General features: G+C 60.6%; 7 protein-coding genes. 3 read left to right on the top strand and 4 right to left on the bottom strand.

Annotation, left to right across the window (positions count from 1 at the left end):
* Positions 1 to 419: 419 nt before the first annotated feature.
* Positions 420 to 1,427 (bottom strand): phosphotransferase enzyme family protein, encoded by a 1,008-nt coding sequence (locus AC1Q7Q_RS21010; protein WP_492374044.1) that lies wholly within the window; start codon positions 1,425 to 1,427, stop codon positions 420 to 422.
* A gap of 365 nt (positions 1,428 to 1,792) precedes the next feature.
* On the opposite strand from AC1Q7Q_RS21010, the gene AC1Q7Q_RS21005 reads away from it, so the two are divergent.
* The 3 genes from AC1Q7Q_RS21005 (at position 1,793) to AC1Q7Q_RS20995 (ending at position 11,944) form a co-directional block, all read left to right on the top strand.
* Positions 1,793 to 6,622, top strand: coding sequence for an NACHT domain-containing protein (locus AC1Q7Q_RS21005; RefSeq protein WP_492374043.1), 4,830 nt, complete (start codon positions 1,793 to 1,795; stop codon positions 6,620 to 6,622).
* 327 nt (positions 6,623 to 6,949) lie between these two features.
* The gene (locus AC1Q7Q_RS21000) at positions 6,950 to 8,650 is read left to right on the top strand and encodes a site-specific integrase (RefSeq protein ID WP_492374042.1); all 1,701 of its coding nucleotides are present in this window, start codon (positions 6,950 to 6,952) and stop codon (positions 8,648 to 8,650) included.
* A gap of 621 nt (positions 8,651 to 9,271) precedes the next feature.
* The gene (locus AC1Q7Q_RS20995; RefSeq protein ID WP_492374041.1) at positions 9,272 to 11,944 is read left to right on the top strand and encodes a TrlF family AAA-like ATPase; all 2,673 of its coding nucleotides are present in this window, start codon (positions 9,272 to 9,274) and stop codon (positions 11,942 to 11,944) included.
* Positions 11,945 to 12,105: 161 nt separating this feature from the next.
* Here AC1Q7Q_RS20995 and AC1Q7Q_RS20990 read toward each other — a convergent pair whose 3' ends face one another.
* From AC1Q7Q_RS20990 to AC1Q7Q_RS20980, 3 genes are all read right to left on the bottom strand, one after another.
* On the bottom strand, positions 12,106 to 16,596 hold the full coding sequence (locus tag AC1Q7Q_RS20990; protein ID WP_492374040.1) for an NACHT domain-containing protein: 4,491 nt from the start codon (positions 16,594 to 16,596) through the stop codon (positions 12,106 to 12,108).
* 131 nt (positions 16,597 to 16,727) lie between these two features.
* Positions 16,728 to 17,741: a hypothetical protein gene (locus AC1Q7Q_RS20985; RefSeq protein ID WP_492374039.1), complete on the bottom strand. Its 1,014-nt coding sequence runs from the start codon at positions 17,739 to 17,741 to the stop codon at positions 16,728 to 16,730.
* 214 nt (positions 17,742 to 17,955) lie between these two features.
* Positions 17,956 to 18,456 carry a hypothetical protein gene (locus tag AC1Q7Q_RS20980; protein ID WP_492374038.1) on the bottom strand — a complete coding sequence of 167 codons (501 nt, stop codon included), beginning with the start codon at positions 18,454 to 18,456 and terminating at the stop codon, positions 17,956 to 17,958.
* Between the last annotated feature and the right edge of the window lie 381 nt (positions 18,457 to 18,837).

Here is an 18,837-nt window from a genome sequence, read left to right as displayed (position 1 = left end):
CGGAACGGATATTTGAGCGTATAGCCGCAATACTGCTTCAACTCCGGCAACAATCGGCTCGCGCAGATCCAGGTCGCTGAGCCTGGCCAGAGTGACTCGCTCTGGCAGACAACGACCCACTGACGCGCCGGTTGGGATGGGAAGGCAAAGAACGGTCAACGATCCAGTTGACCACGTCCAGACATTCGTCGACGTTCGCTCGAACGACCGCTGCTGGAGCCGGTCAATTGCCAAGTGGACCTTGTGACGCTATCGGCCGGACGCAGACGCTAGCGCCGGGGCCGCCAGTGCAGTGCGCCAGTTTCTCGGCAAGACGGTCGCGAAATGACATTGTGAAAACACTAGCCAAACCGATGTGCCAACGTATGGACGTGACCGCGGCGCTCGACTTGGCCCAGCGAATGGAGAGCCTTCGCTACTCATTGCGGTGTCTGCAGTGATTCCCATGCCGTTAGCAACTGGGCCTGCTTTCGCAGCCAGATTCTGGGCATCGTCTGCGTCCCCCAAACATCGATACGGCCTGCGTATTCGGCCAAAAGCCAGAAATGGCGTACGGCGACAAAAGACGCGATAGCGGAAAAATCTGTCGCTTCAATCGGCCGTACGCTACGGTAGCCAGCAATGTAGTGGCGCCACCGCTCGCGGGCTGGAGAGTCCAGTTCAGTGCCGACAGTACGTGGCAGCATGGCCCAGAGGTAGACAGCGAGTTCGTATGCTAGCCAACCAGGGCCAGCATCGTCGAAATCGAAGAACGATGCGATACGAGCCCCTTCTGGGCCATCGGTCATGAAGTTATTGCTGCCATGGCAGTCACCATGGCAGTTCACGCGAGTTAGCCCAGGCATCGCTGCAATGCGCTCATCCAGTCGTTGCGCGATAGCGGAGAAATCCGCGCGCAGCCCTTCATCCATCGTCGGTGCGGCGCACAAGCGTTGCACCGACGCGCCAAGTAAGTGCGGGAGTTCAAGCACGTAGCGGCTAACCGGGCCGTCGTAGTTCTGACCGGCTTGGTGCAGCAGCGCTAAGCCGCGGCCAGTTGCCTCGATGTCGGCCAAGGCATCGCCAGGCGGGTCTCCCTCCAGATGCTCGAACAGCATCAAGGTGCGCGTGCCTTCGGGCAGGGCCATCGAGGCGGCCGCAGCCCCCCATCGAGTCGGCAATGAGGCGGCGACGGCCACGCCGGCCGCCTTTAGATGAGCGAGCAGAGCTGCTTCGTAGTCAGTGTTGGGTGCTCCGCGTGGGCGATTGGCGCACAGTCGTGCCACGACACGGCGCCCATCGATGAGGCGGAGGCCATAGACGTGGTTAAAGCCGCGCCGCAGCAATTCACAGTCCAAAACTTCGCCGAGCGCGTAGCCCTGGCTCACTGCCGCTGCAATGGCATTGCCGGTGGGCGTGGTTTGAGCGATATTGGCGAAAGGGGTCATGGCTTGATGGCAGCAATGGGCAGTAGGAGATCGAGCGTTGTTGATTGACTAGCGAAGAGCAGACGGCTATCGCAGAACTATCGCTACGCTGGAGAACGGAAATCTGATCTTCGCCTTTATTGTTCATTTTTTAGCGGCTTGTCTACCCCCCATTCGAGTGAATCTGCAAGAGCGCCGATACCTATCTGGCTCTCGGTGTCTGCACCGAACTTCGGCCGCTGGCGCAGGGCCGCTGGCGCAGACCGGGACGTAAGGAATGAGGACTGGCGTGGCGCGCGTCGCGATGCCAAAATGTGGCGATGCCCACCTCGTCGCCTGTCCTTGTTCCGCTTGCCGCGCTCGGCCCGCCCGACGTGGTGCCCTCAATGCTTCCCGTCGCCACGCGCGTCCAACTGCTGCCGTTCGATGCGCTGAGCTGGGAGAATTTTGAGCGTCTCTGCCACCGGTTGACCGCGCTCGACGGCGATGTCGAACATTGCGCGCGCTACGGGAGGCAGGGCGATGCGCAAGAAGGTATCGACATTTTCGGGCGCCAGGCGGATGGCCGCTATCATTGCCTTCAGGCCAAGCGCCATCGCAGCTTCGGCGCGGCCCAGCTTCGCGATGCGGTCGACCTGTTCCTCACGGGCAATTGGGCCGAGCGTGCCACCCGCTTCACCATCGCCGTGCAGGCGCCGCTTCGCTCGATTGCGGTGCAGGAGGAAATCGAGCGCCAGGCGGCACGGCTTACGGCGCGCGGCATCGCCTTTGTGGCGCTCGACGGCGAGGGTCTGACCGAGCGCTTGCGCGGCCAGCCGGTGCTCGTTGACGATTTTTTTGGGCGCCCTTGGGTCGCAGCGCTGCTCGGACAGGACGTTGCCGATGGCCTCGGCGCCCGGCTCGACGGCGCTGCCTTCGCGCGTGTCCGCGCGCAGCTTGCCCGCGTCTATGAGGCACAGTTCCAGTTCGTCGATCCTGGTAGCTTCGGTTCGATCGGTGACGAGGACGGGCGGCCCGCACTGACCCTGCTCGAACGGTTCCTTAAGCCCGACATGCTGGTGCGCGAGACCGCGCGCCCCCTCGAGCGTGCCGATATCGCCGGGACCGAGGGCGAGCGGGGCGCCAGCGGCTCTGCAGGCTCGCCGTTGATCGCGGCGCCCGACGGCACTAGGCCGAGTGACTCCGCCCCCAACAGTCGCATGCGGCGCCTGCCGCTTGTCGAATGGCTCGGCGACGGTCAACGCCTGGTGCTGATCGGCGACGCCGGCTGCGGCAAGAGCACCCTGCTGCGCGTCGTCGCGCTCGATCTGCTCCATGGTCAGACACACTTCCCAGAGCTTGCTGCGCGCTGGGGCCAGCACATCCCCGTCTACCTCCCGTTCGCGCGCTGGTCCTCGCAGGTCGCCCGCGACGGCAATCCGATTGGTATCAAGGAAATTGTCCGGCGCTCGCTTGAGCAGTTTCTCACCGACTCTATCGTTGATCTGCTCGATCGCGCCATCGACGATCAGCGCGTCCTACTGCTCATCGACGGTCTCGATGAGTGGAGCAGCGAGCAGGCCGCCCGCGCAACACTAAGCGCGCTCGTCACCACCGTTGAGGCACATGACGTTCCCGTAATCGTCTCCGGCCGGCCCCGGGGCCTAAGCCGCATTGGCGCTCTTCCCGCCAACTGGAAGCGCGGTACTGTCGCGCCTCTGTCTGCCGCCCAGCAGGCCGCCATCGCCGGACGCTGGTTCGCGCGCTACGCTGCGGCCGCGTCGGACGGCACCGGCCTGTCTGACGCAAGCCTGCGCACCGGGCGGTTCATGGCCGAGCTGGCGCGCGACGCAAACCTGGGCGCGCTCGCCGCGGCGCCGTTACTGCTGATCGGCCTTGTAACCCTAGCGCTACGCGGCCAAATCCTTCCGCGCACCAGGGGCGACATCTACGACCAGCTAGTGCGCGTCCTGCTCGAGGTCCATCCCGGCAGCCGCGCGACGGCTTCTGGCGACACCGAGCCGCGCTTCCGCCATGCGACCGATCCCGACCAAAGGCGCGCGGCGATCGCCCGGTTGGCGTTCGCGGTGCGCGAGCAGACGGGCGGTGCTGGCATGCCACTAGTCGCCGCGCGCAATGTCCTGCGCACCTATCTTGCCTCGCCGCACGGTTTCGATCTCGCTGACGCCGATGCTGCTGCGGCGGCAGGCGAGATTCTTTCCGTCAATGCCGAGACCCAGGGGCTTATCGTCGAGAAGGCGCCCGGTGAGGTCGGGTTCGTCCATGCGAGCTTCGAGGAGTTCCTCGGCGCCGAGCATATCGGCGGCTGGCCGTTTAGCGAGATCGAGGCGTTCGTGGGTGCGCATGCCGGCGAGGGGCGCTGGCGCAATGTCATCACCAATCTTCTCGGCCGCATCCAACGGCGCGACGAGTTCGATCGGTTGGTCGCGATCATCGAGGCGCCTGACTCCGACGAGCTCGCGCGCTTCCATCGCCAGGTTCTGCTCGGCGACATCGCGTTCGGTGCAGCGATACGTTCGACTGCGACAGCCAAGCGGCTGGCGCTCGCGACCATGCGCCGGGTCGAGACCGAGGACTGGTTGCCGGCCCGCCGCGAGGCGCTGGCATCGGCGCTGAAAGGTCTCCCCGATCCCACGCTCAAGGCGGACGTCGAGCGGCGGGTCGGCCGCTGGCTGCCTGCGCGGCTTTCCTATCGCGCGTCGCTGGTCGGGACGTTAGGCGCATGGCAGCCGACTGCACAGCTCCAGGATTTTCTGTTCCAGGCGATGTGTGATGAGGACCGCGGCGTTCAGCGTGCCGCGGCGACCGCCTATGCCGAGGCCTTCTCGCCCTCGGCCGAGGCCTGTCAGCGGCTGATCGACGGGCTGGCCCGTACGCGTGATCTGGCATCGGCGGCGGCGCTACTTGAGAGTCTGGCGCTCGGTTGGTCGGGCGTGCCCGAGGCAGCGCCATTGTTTGAGGAAGCCTGGCACTCGCACAACGCGGATCTATGTCTGGTCGGAATCCTTGGGCTCGCAGCGACAGGTGCGGCAACCGACGAGGCGCGCGATGCCGTGCTACGCGGCCAGAGTTTCTGGTCGGACGTATCCTATCCGCACCGCGAACTCGCCGCGGCGATGCTGATGAAATACTGGAGCGGCGACGAAACGCTAGTCGAGAGCGCGCTCAGCCGCGTGTCGGGCAACTTCAATTCGCCCTGGGAACACGATGTCGCGAGTGCCTACCTTATGGAGTCGCCAGTCGACCGCATCGATGTCTGCGCCTGGATCCTCGCTGAGCTTGGCCGCGACCTCCCCTTCAACGTACTGGGCGGGACGCGGATTTGGTCGCAGGTCGGCCGCTTCGCCGCTGCCGATCCCAAGATCCGGGGCGCCGCCAACGCCTACTGGTGCGAGCCAAAGAACCGGCTCATCAATATGCGCAAGATGCCGGGCTACGTCGCGCAGGTTGCCGATCCGTCGGTCGCGGCTGCGCTGATCGAGGTTCTGGGCGAAAAGAAGAGGCAACTCGACCGCCATTGGGCGTTGAGCGCGTTGCTTGCCGGTTGGGGACGCGGTCATCCCGAGGTCAAGCCCACCATCGATGCGCTCGTCGATAGCGCCGACGAGGATCTAGTCGATCTTGCTGCCTTGATTCCCGAGATCATGCCCGACAGGGCAGTGGCGCGCGAACGGCTGATTCGCATGGGTATGCGCGCAGAGACGCGGCGCGACCTGCTCGCCGTCGGGTTGGAGGCATGCGGCTGCGATGCTGCCGACAACGAAGCCGTAGCGGCGATGCTGGCCTTTCCCGAGCAGCTACGCGGCACGTTTGACGCGTCCTATCCGCTGTTCCGCGCGTTCGGCGCGCATGCCAACGTCCGAGCACTTGCGCTGGAGCGCGTTCGCGAGGCGAACGGGCCGCTTGCGGCAATCTCCGCTGGCTACACGAACGACCCCGAGTTCGCGCCCGCGTTGTTCGACGCAGCGGTGCCCTTACCGATCGATCTGCGCACGCAAGTCGTTGAGGTCGCCGTGACCGGCGCGACTGGGACGGCGCTCGAGGCGGTGCTGGGCCAGGCCATGCTCGAGACTGATCCCGAACTGCGCGCACGCATGGTCATCGCCCACTACCGCGCCCTGCCGCCGGAAGCGCACGACGCGGCTCGGCAAGTGCTCCTCGCCAAGGCTGTCGCGGTCGGCAGCGACTATGAATCCGTCCGCGCCGCCGCGCTCGCCGGGCTGGTGACAATCGGAGCGCTCGATGCGCTGGCTACGCTTGAGGACTGCGGCAAGCCGGTCGCGCTCGAGACGACCGGGGGCGTCATTGATGGCATCGCCTCGGTCGAGCGACTGGTTTGCGAGCGGTTTGCGGACTTCGAGGAGGTCTTCGGCGAGAGTTTGCCTGGGCGGTTCAAGTCGTTCGGCCACGACAGCAGGCTCGCCGAGATACTCTCGGCGGCGCCAGGTGCCTCACCCGCTGCCCGAGCGGCTTTCCTCGCGCTCGCGGAGCGTGGAAAGATTCCGCTCACCCCGCAAGCGCTGCGGGCGCTGGCCGCCGAGCGTCCCCGCAGCGAGCTTCTGCTCGCGCGCTGCTGGGACACGCTCGACAGCCGTGATCACCGCAACGACCGCGCGATGGTCAATGCCGATATCGGCCTCATTCTGCGCGAGAACTTTTCTGGCGATGCGGGTGTGCGTCAGCGGCTTGTCCAGCGGTTTGAGGGTATGCGGGATACTGCGACCGCGATCCCGCTCGCCATCTTCGCGCCCGACACCAAGGAACTGCCGGCTCCCATCGATTTCGACGCGCTCGGTCATGAATTCGCCGATTGGACGGTCGCCGTGCATGTGGCGGCCTGCCGTGCCGACAGCGCCGCATTTTGCAGGTTGCTTGAGGCCATGGTGACTCGGCAGCGGCGTTCAAAATTCGATGCGCAGCAGATCACCAATCTGGCGGTCGAGGAACGGCTCCAGCGGGATTCGGAGCTCGAAGGCTTGCTGAGCGCAAGGATCGGGAGGGACGTCGATCCAAGTATTGCCGGCAGCTTTGCCCGTTATTTGGCGGCGGCCGGCAAGCTCAGCCCCGAGGTGCGCGGCAGCGCGCTCGATCTTCTTCAGGCATTTGGCACGAATCAGCGCCTGCCAGTCGCGGGCTATGACGCGATCGCCGATCAATGGCGAGCGGCACGTGCGACTCTGCTCGACGCCGTCTCCGCTGGGCTTGAGCTTAGCTGACGGCCGGCTTTCATCCGGCTTTAGAATCTTCAGCGCGAGGAGTTGTTGGTCGACTCATCAGAACTGGCGGGGAAGGGGCGTCGGCTATAGCCTAGCCGGCCATCGTCCCCACCTGTCTGTGGACATCCGCTCCGTTCGAAGCGACCGGCCGCATCCGGCTGGGGGCGGACGGTGACTACTGCGCGACATTTGGAAGCTGCATCCCGCCAGACTCACCACGGGCGTCAGTTTGAGCGGCCTTGAGACATAAGGATGCGATCTTCGAAGCTTCTATTACGATAAGTATCCTTATCACAATAGCATCATAGTCGCGCTAAACTGGTGCCCATGAAAACGCGCCTCGCCCTGAACGCTCCTGAAACCACCCCGCCATCCGGCTTTCCGGACGCCGCCTCGCTCGCCGCCTTGCGCGCCTGGCATGCTGGGCTGACCACGCGGGAAGCCGTCGCGCGTTACCTGGGGGAGGCTAGGGCACAGGGCCAATCGTCGCGCAGCATGCTGGGACGCATCCGCCGCCGGTTGGCCACCTTAGCGCGGGATCGCCAGCGCGCGGACCTGGCCGAGCTGTTCGAATTCCCCGCGGCCGACAGGGCCGCGCAGGGCAGGGCCGCCGACCAAGCGATCGAGCAAATACGGAGGTTGCCGGCCCCCACGCCGGCCATCAGCGACGACATCGGCCTGTGGCTGGCGCCGCGCACCGTGGCTGCGCTGCGGGCACAGGGGATCGACACGCTGGCGGCACTGACGGTGCGCGTGCCGCGCCGACGCCGCTGGTGGGCCGCCATTCCCGGCCTGGGCGCGGCCGGCGCCCGGCGGATCGAAGCCTTCTTCGCCCGGCATCCGCAACTGACCGAGCGCGCCCGTGCCCTGATCGCCCAGGAGCGTCGCGGCATTGTCGTACCGTGGGAACAGTTGCGCCTGCCGCACGAGGTCGACGGCTCACAGGGACAGTTCCGGGCGCCGCGCCAGACCTGCACGCTCAATGCAAACAACGACTACGCGGCCGTCCAAGCCTGGCTGGCGCTGCACGAATCGCCGGCGACCCAGCGTGCCTATCGCAAGGAAGCGGAACGCCTAATCCTCTGGGCGATTATCGAGCGCCAGCGGCCGTTGTCCTCGCTCACCACGGAGGATGCGACAGCCTATCGCAGCTTCCTGCGGCGGCCGACACCCCGGGAGCGTTGGGTGGGGCCACCCCGGTCCCGTACCTCAGCGGACTGGCGGCCGTTCACGGACGGGCTGTCGGCGCGGTCGGCCGCCCATGCCTTGTCGGTGCTGGGTGCGATGTTCCGCTGGCTGGTGCAGCAGCGCTATGTGCTGGCCAATCCGTTTGCCGGGATCAAGGTGCGGGGAGGCGGGCGGCCGGCAGCGCTGGACAGTTCCCACGCGTTCACCGAAGGCGAATGGTTGCTGATCCGCACCATTGCCGACGGGCTGGAGTGGTCCTATGGCTGGGAGGGCCCGGCAGCACAGCGGCTGCGGTTTGTGCTGGATTTTGGCTATGCGACGGGCCTGCGCGCCAGTGAACTCGTCGGTGCGGCGCTTGGTGGCATTGAATGCGATCCCCATGGCGACCATTGGCTCAAGCTGGTAGGCAAGGGGGCCAAGGCGGGCAAGGTAGCGCTGCCACCGTTGGCGCGCGTGGCGCTCGACCGCCACTTGGTGGAGCGCGGTCTGCCGGTCACGCCGGCGCGCTGGGACCCGCATACTCCGTTGATCGGCGGCCTTGGCCAGGATCCAGCCAGCGGCATCACTGGCACGCGCCTGTGGGGCGTGCTGCGGCGGTTCTTCAGACAAGCGGCGGACTTGATCGGAGCGGATCACCCGTCCGCGGCCGAGAAGCTGCGACAGGCGAGCCCGCATTGGATGCGCCACACCCATGCGACCCATGCGCTGGCACGCGGCGCGGAATTGACGACCGTTCGGGACAACTTGCGCCACGCATCGATCTCGACCACCTCGATCTACCTGCATGGCGATGAGATGAAACGGGCGTGTCAAATCGGGGCAGCATTTTCCGCTCCCTAGCGACACGGGCCCTGACCAATTCTAGTGCGCTTCAACCTGCTTATATCGAAGTGCAGTGTTTCTTTTATTTCTATATAATCACAGAGATTATGGCAGGCGATTCCATATTTTGGCCGAATCGCTGGTAGCGCTCAACGGCTGCGCTCGAGGGCGTTACCGCATGCTACAGGTGGTCGAGTTCGGCGGGCGTCGAGAACACGGCGAATACCCGGGATCGGTCGGCAGGGGCGAAAATGACCAACGGCCAGTTTTCCATAAGAATAATGCTATATATCCAGGTGTGCGCGTAGTTCGCACCCTCGCGAAAATTATGGCCAGGAATCAAAAAAGCGAACCAACTGTGGCGCTTGTCGCAAAGCCCCACCAATTGGTGGGTCCCAGACGGCAGCGCGCTGTGCGGAAATTGCCGATCGACCTGAGAGAGCGTGGCTGTGCTCGATATTGAGCGGAGCGACGTGAAAGTCCAAGGCGTAGTGTTGCAGGTGCTGCAGCCTTACGATCGGTGGACCTTTCGAGCCGCTGAGGCGGCGAATCTTTGCACTTCAGAAACGACGGTTAAGGTTGTCACGCTACACGGGTTGGGCCGGATTGACCAGATGCCACCCAGAGGAGAAGGAAAAGGTGTCCCTGCTGCAAGAAATCCAGAACAAGTCGAACGGGGCGCAGTTCCGCCGCGCGGACTTGCACATCCACTCATTCGGCGAGAACGGTTCCTACGACGTGAAGGACCCGACGATGACTCCCGAGGGCATTATCGACACGGCAATAGCTGAGCGACTCGATCTCGTCGCGATTACTGATCACAACCGGATCGGCAACGTCCGTCAGGCGCTGAAATATGCCGAAGGGAAGCAGTTGCTTGTCGTGCCTGGGGTGGAGCTGTCCACGCCACAAGGGCACTTGCTCGTCTACTTTGAGACAGCTGACCAGCTGCAGCGTTTCTTCGGAAAGCTGTCAATCTCTGACGACTACAAGGCCTGCCATGACACCATCCCCCAGTGCCTGAAATTCGCCGAAGAGTTCAATGGCTTTGGGATATGCGCGCACATCGAACTGGACAGTGGCATTGAAAAGGCCCACCCGAAGTTCGATGCGTTCAAACAGGCGGTATTCGACTGCCAGAATCTCCTGGGTCTGGAAATCGCGAGCGCCTCGAACAATGCATGGTTTTCTCACGACGACGCGGATGTAAATCGACGCAACTGCATCGTAATCCGTTGCAAGACCCTCGGGCTAGAAGAGGGCGTGGATCTCGCAAAGGTGATGTCCTCTGACGCTCACAATCTCAACGCCTTGGGTCGCAATGCAAGCGGCAAAAAGAAGTTGACCCGGCTAAAGATGGACGCCTTGACGTTCGGATCGTTGCGTATTGCCCTGATGGATCCGGCTGCACGCGTGCGCCTGGAAGACCTGATTCCTGCTTCCATACCGAAGTTCGTAGGTATGAAGCTCGAGGGCGGTTTCCTGAAGGATCAAATTGTGCACTTCAGTCCGAACTTGACTTGCATCATCGGAGGACGCGGAGCAGGAAAGTCGACCCTTCTTGAGTCACTTCGTGCCGCATCCGGTAACGCAACAGAAGGCACCATTGTGGATTCCGAAGTCTGGCCAGACGCTATCTCTCTGGTCTACGAGGATGAAGTGGGCCAACGGCACACGCTAACCCGAAGCAAACTGTGCGATGTCGTCAACGGTAATCCAGACGGTCCGACGACAGTTGCCATTGAGAGTTACGGGCAGGGAGAGACGGCCGACACGATTCAGCACTGCGATACCGATCCTGCAATCCTCCTGCGATTTCTGGATGGCTTTATCGATTACGGCGATTTGCGTGAGCAGGACGAAGTCCTGCGCGACGGGATTCTGGAAAACCAGAGCCTGATCGAGACCCTACAGGCCAATATCAGTCAGATCGTACCTACGGAGAAGGCGAAGGGTATTGTCGATACGCAGGTCGCGGCGCTGAAGATGCAGAATGCCAGCCAGGTGGTCAGCCTGGAGGAGAAGCTTGCCAAGGAGCGTCAATTTCGCGAGCACCTGAAACGAAAGCTGGATGATCTTCTCGCCTCCATCACGACCAGCTTGGCTGGTAGCGAGCTTCGCAAGCTGACGACTGATATCGACGGCGATAGTCTGGCTGTTGGAAAGGCCGAGTTTGAGGTGGTGAAGGCGCTTGTCGAGGGGCTCGCAACCGGAATAGAAGGCCTCTCCGCACAGTTCAAGAGGATGGTCTTCGATGCGAATGACAAGGTAGCCGCGCAGCTTCAGATCTGGATCGCCCGCGAAAAAGAAACCCAGGAAAAGATCGAAGCCATCCGACGGGAGCTAGAAAAGCAGAACATCAGGCTTGACATGGCATTTATCCGCAAGGTCACAAAGGAAGCGGCAGATCTGCAGGCACGACTGCTTCTGCTAAGAAAGAGTCAACCGAAGCTGCTGGATGCGCAAAAGGAGCGCAAACGCCTCCTTAGCGAGCGCGTTGGCGTACGCGCGAAGATATTTAATGCGCGCCAAGCCTTTGCAACGACGATGAATATCAATCTCGCCGCGGCCGTGGTGGACTACAAGGTCAAGATCCAGTTCCATGAAGGCTTGCTATCTCCAGCTCTGCAGGAGCTGATCAAGAGCACTATGAACTGGCGAACCTCGCAGGTTCCGCGCGCCTCGGTCATTGCCGCCGCGCTGTCGGCGAGTCAACTTCTGGCCGCGGTGAATGCCAAGAATTTCTCGGCGCTCGAAGGGTTGAGCGACGGCGATGGGAACCGTCTGTTTTCCAAGGCCGATGCGCAAGAGATCATCGAGAGGCTTGGAAGCTGGGGGGCCAAAAGCGCGCTAGAGCGCATCGCCTTTGATGATCGACCCGAGATCAAGGTGACGCGGGTTATTGACAAGCCCGACGGCACCAAAGGCCATCAAGTCCGCGACTTTGCCAAGCTGTCGCTTGGTCAACAACAAGCCATCCTCCTGTCGGTGCTTCTCTTCTCGAAGAGCCGCGTGCCGCTGATTATCGATCAGCCAGAGGACAATCTGGACGGCGAGTTCATCTACAAAACCGTTGTGCGCTCGCTTCGCAGTATCAAGGAGCACCGGCAAGTCATCATCGTCACGCACAACCCAAACATTGCAGTCCTGGGTGATGCTGAACTGATTATCCCATTGCGCGGCGCAAGCGAAGTGTCCGTGATCAGGGATCGCGGCTCGATTGATACGGGCCAGACCAAAGACCTTGTGTGCACGATTCTTGAAGGCAGTCAAAAGGCTTTCAAGCGCCGGCAGGAAGTTTACGGTTACTGAGCCGATCGATTCGGCCTCCCGTGCATTTGAAGCTAGATCGGCTCATCGTTCGAGGAGCCGATTGTGACTCGCAAGATTCGGTTGTTACCTTATACGAAGGCGGTCGACTGGGTAGTAGCGGCGCGGCGTAACGTGCGAGGGCGCAATCTACGATCGGCGCTCTAGTTGCCGCCGCAGTCAGCAAGGGCCGTCCAATCATCGTCAGCGTCTCCGTCATTATCGTTGTTGTCGATATTGCCGGCTGCAGTTCGTAGCGCGGCGAGTTGGTTATCATCAGGCGCATCGTGCGTCTGATAGCGCTCGAGCGCAACGATTTTGGAGCCAAGCGAGTGGAAGACGCGGGTGTACGTCCATCGGCCGCCGAATCCACGACTTGCTTCGCCATACACGTTTTTTTCGCCAGCCAGTGTCCAGACTGCGACAAGATTATCCTTCTGCAGAAAGGATAAGAAGGCCTCTCGATCGATGAGCGCTGCACTGCGGCCGGTCGCGGCAACCGACGGATCCATAAAGCGCACAACCTGATCCTTGTCGACATACCTGATCGTCTCGCCATCGGTGAGGTGCAAGCCTAGCCCGTCCATCAGCCACCCGGCGGGTAGATTAAGGTTGATGGTTTGGGTGATTGAGGCGTCATAACCCCCGGATTCGGCGAGATAAGTGGCGGTGGTTGGACGAATGCTAACCCGGACCGCATCGTCAAAGCGAAGCGGGCTCCAGCCCTTTATCCATTCGTCGTCGACCTTCTCATCTCCTGCGCGCCATGACCACGGATGCTCGCCCAAATATGAGTGAAAACCGGCGCTGCGAGCCGACGGTACATCGTCGTCGCCCTGGAAGTGTTTGTGCTTTATTAGGCCCAACGTCTTCTTGAGATCGCGTTTCCGGACGACAAAACACGCAATCCGCCGCCAGGTGTCCAGCTTTACGGACTTGCTTCCGCCACGCCAGCTCTCGAACCCCTTGAGCACAAGCCAATGTTTGTCATCGGTGGGGTTGGTGACCTCGATGTTGTCCTCGCCATCAACGTAGTCCACGTTGGCGCCAAGCCACTCCAAGGCCTCGTCGAGCGTCATGGGTGGCAACTCGGGTTGCGGGGGAACCCAGAAGCTGGGCTCTTCAAAGTGCCGCCAACCGTCGTCCTCGGTATGTGCCACTAGTAAAGACGGATCGATGTTGCGCAGGCGCAAAATGTCAACTGCGGCGTCCCGCCCTGGCAAAGGCTGCAGGTTATCTGCCATCCTGGCGCAGAGCTCATAAAACGCTATCCATTGGTACTTCTTGCCAATTCGCTCGACCTGATGAGTGTTGCGATCATTCCGGATCGATGAGTCAAAGGCGCCGTGCAGCGCTTCAGACCATCCGAGGTCATGGGCGCGCTTGCACACCCAGCGCCGAGCCCAAGCGAGATTGAATCCTGCAGGGTTATCGCGCCGATCTCCGAATTGTTGAAACATGCCGCCTTCTCGCCAGTTCGACGCTTCCGCGCTCCATTGGGCATATACCACTTCGCCGACGGCGGCCCGGAAAGCGGATTTCGCCCGATCGGAGATGTCACGCCTTTCCGCATAGCTCCGATCAGCACCCTCTGACATGGCGCTTACGAGCGCATCATGGGCCGCAAGCATTTCTTGCGACGCCGTGCTGCGAAACCTTTCAAACCAATCCTGAGCAAGCTGCGCATCAGTGGGGACCTTTCCAGACGCTTTGGTTGCGACGCTGCAATCACGGAGCGTCGGATCAATCTGATAGCGAGCAAAGTCGCCATCGAAGACGGTCGAGCTTACGATCTCATCGCGATGTCTCGAGTTTCCGCGATAGGTGCGTTCGTAGGACTCGATCTGTGCTTCGGTGACATACTCTATCGGCCATGGACTCCGGAAAGTTAGATTGGCCGGACTGGCGTCAACGTTGTCAGGAAGCGCTGCTTTGCTCTTCGCAAATTGGATGAGGCCAAGTGCGTAGCTGCGAGTCAAAATGTTCGCTGGAAATCCGATACTGACAAAAATGTCGCCATGAATGATCATAACTAGGGAAGAAAGGTCTTCAGCGCTCCAGCGTCCCTGCATCGATGCGCCATAGATGGCTGCAACCAGCCGCTCTGTCACATAGGAATCGTCGAGCGATTTGAAGCGGGTCCATAGGGCTTCCGCCAATTTCGGTCGGCCGGCGAGAAGCACGACAAGTGCCTTTGTGGCGGTGTCGCGTATCGATCGGTCCGATGCTGTCAGGAACCAGCAAAGTTGAAGACTCGCCAAGCTTGCGCGTTCCGAGTGGATTGCAAGTTGATCGGCCTCGCGCACCCAATCCGTGAGCCTTTCCGTTGCCCTCCGATGCGTGCCCAAGTGTGTTGACCAGATGGCGTCGCGCTGCGGCATCGACATTCCGCGCAACTCGCCATCAAGATACTCCGCATTACGGTCTTGTCCGGGGTCCGTTGATAGGGCGACCAGCGTTTCGTATCGAAGCTCGTTTCCACCTACTTGCTCGATCAGCTCCCACGTCCGGTTGCTAAGGCTATTGGGGTTGCGGGTCAACAGGCTCGCTTCAAATGCTTCGGGTAAGCCCCACACATCCGACAGGTTTGGCATGTCATTCAGTTCAATACCGAATCGTTCAGGCAGTTGGACGGCAAGCGCTTCAATTACCCCTGCCGACGGTGACCAGAATGCGTCCGCCATTGCTCTACGAACTGCCGTGTCGCCGGAGAAGGCTGCGACGACGTTGCCATCTTCGATGCTGCGATCGAGAAGACTACTTGCGATGGCGTGGTCGCTCATGCGCTGGAACGTGAATCGGTACTCCTCCTGGTCTTTATTCTTCTGAGACGGCTGCGCGCTCAGCAAGCCTTCGTTCTGAAGCTGGAACAGAATGTCCTCTTCAGCGGAAACCACGGCAGGAAAGAACTCTGAGATCAGATCGTAGGCCCGGCCACTTGGTACCTCTTCGCGTCCCGTGTCAGCCATCTCTTGCGCAAGGGCGCTGATGGCGCGCTCGACAAAGCGACGCTGAGCAGCAGCGCCGATCTGCTTGTTCACACGATTGACGAGGGCCTTGGTGTAGAGATTGAAGATCTCTGTTACGCCGCCGAGGCTATGCGTGAGAACCGTCTGGCCGTCAAATGCAAGCGCGTCGCAGCAAATGCGAAGAAACAGAGGTGTTTCAAATTCCTCGGCCGAGTTGGGTTCCTCTGCCAAGCTTATGCCGCGCTTTTTAAGGTATTGGCGCGCCTGCCGCTCGGAAAATCCCTCATGCTTGATCCGTGGGAGCTTATCGCTATTCAACTCATCAGGGATTACGACTTGTTCGTAGGTCGAGCGACAAGATAATACCAGGCTAATCCACTCAAATCGGCCTACGTCATGCACCAGCCCTGCCAGGCGTTCGGGCCAGATCGCCAGCCCATTCTTTTCGTTCAGGGCATCGATCATCAAGAGCGCCCGGGCTCCCAAGGTCTGCCCAGCAGCGTTCAACGCCCCGAGGAACGTTTCCGGCAAAAGATCGCGCGGTAAGCCAAGATCTTTCAGAATTTCTGCCCATGGCTCGGCATCCGGTAGTTTTCCGGACAGAACCATGACGGCAGGACGCTCTCTTTCAATGGCGTGGTCGCAGACATCAGCCAGGAGATGCGATTTACCCGAGCCGGCCTCACCGACCACCAGCAGTGCTCGCGTGCTGACATGGTCCCAATGCGGAAATGCCAACTCTCGAGCAACGCTATTGAGTGCCGATGACAGATTGGAGATGGCACTCGCTTGCGGGTTGGGATGGTCGGGGGGAAATGCGTTCCTCTGAGTTTGATCCCACGGCAAAACCGCGTTTCGCGCTACCGAAACCGCCTCTCGTACCGCGGCGACGGGAATCGGTTTGCCGTGCACCTCGGCAGCCTGAGCCAGCTCGCGTGCCGCAGCCTCGCAAGCATTGACAGCAGTCGAGTCACTCTTATTGGTCCTCGCAAGTGACTGTGCGATCGCCTGGCTGAAGTCGGCCAGATCTTTGTACAGTCGAGTATCTAGTGCAGTTGCCTCGATCACGCGCCGTATAGGAAGGTCAACGTGATTCTCCGGGCTATAGCGCTCGCCAAGTCCCGCACGCGCCCGCTCAAAGCTACTGCGAAACCATTCCGGGGTGAGTAGTGATTGACCGAACCAGTAAGCGACCCGGCCTGCTGCAGTTGCGGTCGAAGCGGTGAGGCGCTTCTTGAGTTCAAAGGCGTCCCAACGGTCGATCTCGATCTGCCGGCCGGACGAAGCTGCATTGGCGATTCGCTTATCCTTCCACGTCGTCCATCGTTCCAGCGCTGTCTTGACGTCGTCTCTGCGTGAGTCCGACAGATCAAAGGGAAGACACGCGATGAAACGAGTCATTTTCGGGTGCTTAACGAGCGCTTTGTTCAAGGAATCATCTAGCGAGCTGATCGCGCTTGCTACATCCCAGTAGTATTTCACCTGCCAGCCCGTCTCGGTCCTGTCGGACAGCGTAGCGAAGCACTCGACCCCGCCGTCACCTCCCAGGCCCTTGCGGACAAAGCTCACCCTTTCCTGGTCCAATTCCTCGTCGCCGGCGAGTTGGCAGCATAGCTCCTCAAAGGCGCTTGGTTGACTTTTACGGTGAAGGCGGATTGACGCGAAATCAATATCAGGTAGTTGCATTGTTTCAGTTCAATTGAGCAGTATCGCGCGGCGCAAAGCACTTACTTATGGCTTCGGCGGGACGGAGACGGAGACGGAGACGGCACCATGATATACAAATAGTCGTGGTGCGCACGTACAACCTTGTCCGATCAGTTGCCGTGCGAGATCGATTCCGAAGGCGCAACGGCAGGGACCGTGCCGGCGCAATCGAGCAACACCGGCTGGATGCTACCCAGTCGCAGAGCCAGTTCGGAATCCATGAAGAACCACGAGCCAAGCTCGGAGGTAGAAAGCTTGGGGACAACCAAGACCTTCTGTTGATTCGCGCCGACGTACAGGTACTTCGAATGTCGCGCCTCTCGCGCATCAAACCTCCCGTCAAGGCACAACGCGCGATCATTAAAGTCGAATTTATGCGCGAGAACATAGGCCGTCACTGGAAGCGCGTCATCCTTGAGGCCGTTGAATAAGAGCTTGGCGTAAGTAACGCTGAGCACGATGCAGCAGAACATCAGCAGAATGGCCGATCCCGAGATGTCGCTGAGCGAGCGGTCGCCACGGAGGACGCTGATTGCGCCGCGTATCAATAAGACGAGCTGGATGGTCGCTGCAACGAAAAGTATTATGAAGAATGGCTGCATCGCCTTCAGCACTAGAGCGGCCGTCAGCAGTACGCGAGCAATCGGCGCGTTGCTCGCATCTACGCCCAGCACTTGGTTGAGCGCGCCGTTCGCATTGGCAGTGGAGGTCACCACGATTAAAGCAAAGAAAAAGCCAATCGCAATTCGGCAAGGTATAGAGCCAATGACCGCTTTGACAAGAGGCATGCCTTCTGCGGCCAGCAGCACCGCGAGAACTCCTGCCATGAGCCCGACCCCGGTGATCTCGACGTTGTATTCATTCAGAAAATCGCTGTCCGGTCGATTTACCCCCAGTGTCCAAAATAGGACCAAGCATGCAAGGCCTAGCGCCGCCACTGCGGATGCCCGGATGCTTTGCTGCTGCTCGGTGGGACGGCTGAGTATTTGGTTCAGTTCTCGAAGATCGCGGCTGACAATAATCACTAGGTCTTTGAGCGACATCTGTCCGATAAGGCCGCGCTGCTGGCTCTTAAACTCGTCTGCCAACTGGCGTATAAGATCGTCAGGGCTCGGTTCCTTCATGGGTTCTCCTAGTCAAGTGTGCGCATGCGTTGCTGCCCGGCGTGGCACGCACTATGTGATTGAGTTATTGGTGCAGCGACACGGGAGGGGGGGCAAGGTGCCGCACCCAATTTTGCCACTACCAGTCACTGTGTCTCGTGCCTGACATGACCATGCGTCGACCTCTTGGCCGCGGCACGCCTGGCACGCATTGCTCGGATACGGCGCGCCCCGTCTAGATAGACAGCTTCGCTCGTCTGCGGGCATCGTTCCAGGCCAGCCAGCCTACTCGATGGGCATGCGCATCGTGCCAAGCGTGATGCCATGGTTGATCGCAACCACGGTGATAGCTACATACGGCCTTGTGGAAAACAGTCGTGTCGATGAGCGGGCGCAGATCAAATTTCCCAGCGATGTTTGCCGGGAGGGGACGTCCTACGATCTCACATAGGATTTCCCAATCCCAGTCACTATCACAGGCAATGGTTAGGGAGCGGGGCAGGGTGTGGAGCCATTGCCTGACATCTTGTGGTAGTTTTGCACTCTCGACGGCTGCATCGGGGGAATGCCCGAGAAGGGGTAGAACGTTTGCTCGTACGAAAGGACTGCAGTTGTCGAGATCGAAATCCCGCAGTTCTCGGTAAAAAGAGTGCTGTCCATCCTCCGACATCATACCGATGCTGATCAGTTTTCGGTCTGTGAGATTGGTGAACTCGGTATCCAGGAATATCAGCATCGGAGGTCTAGAGCGGCGAGGCCCGCCGGCGGTCTACAAGAATCATGCTTACGGGGGATTTTCGCACGCTATGCAAGTGCGTTGGGGGCAGAAAGGCATGCACGGAATGCGGCAGCGTGGGCCTATTGCGGAATGATGTGCACGAGATCTCAAAAGAAATCGTAGAGTCACTTTTCGGACCAGATCTGACGAATTCGTGCGCACTTTTATGTTGGAGCACTATGGACGTTCAGGCGGTCAGTATCTCAGGCGTGGATTTAGAATATTCATGATTTAACATAAGAAGCATTATGCGCGCTGTTGGTGTCAGGGCTAAATAGTAATGTCGTACTTGAGCCAAATAGAAATGTCGTACCCATGAGCTAACGCGAGCATGCTGGC

The organism is Cupriavidus sp. GW823-FHT07A04, from assembly GCF_058794615.1.
The sequence above is the reverse complement of the archived record's forward strand: the minus strand, read 5'-3'. Positions and strand labels throughout refer to the sequence as shown.

What these genes read in the sequence shown, in the direction of transcription:
- AC1Q7Q_RS20990 (WP_492374040.1), bottom strand. Translation starts at nt 16,596, where the DNA reads ATGCAACTACCTGATATTGATTTCGCGTCAATCCGCCTTCACCGTAAA.
- AC1Q7Q_RS20980 (WP_492374038.1), bottom strand. Translation starts at nt 18,456, where the DNA reads ATGCTGATATTCCTGGATACCGAGTTCACCAATCTCACAGACCGAAAA.
- AC1Q7Q_RS20985 (WP_492374039.1), bottom strand. Translation starts at nt 17,741, where the DNA reads ATGAAGGAACCGAGCCCTGACGATCTTATACGCCAGTTGGCAGACGAG.
- AC1Q7Q_RS21005 (WP_492374043.1), top strand. Translation starts at nt 1,793, where the DNA reads ATGCTTCCCGTCGCCACGCGCGTCCAACTGCTGCCGTTCGATGCGCTG.
- AC1Q7Q_RS21000 (WP_492374042.1), top strand. Translation starts at nt 6,950, where the DNA reads ATGAAAACGCGCCTCGCCCTGAACGCTCCTGAAACCACCCCGCCATCC.
- AC1Q7Q_RS21010 (WP_492374044.1), bottom strand. Translation starts at nt 1,427, where the DNA reads ATGACCCCTTTCGCCAATATCGCTCAAACCACGCCCACCGGCAATGCC.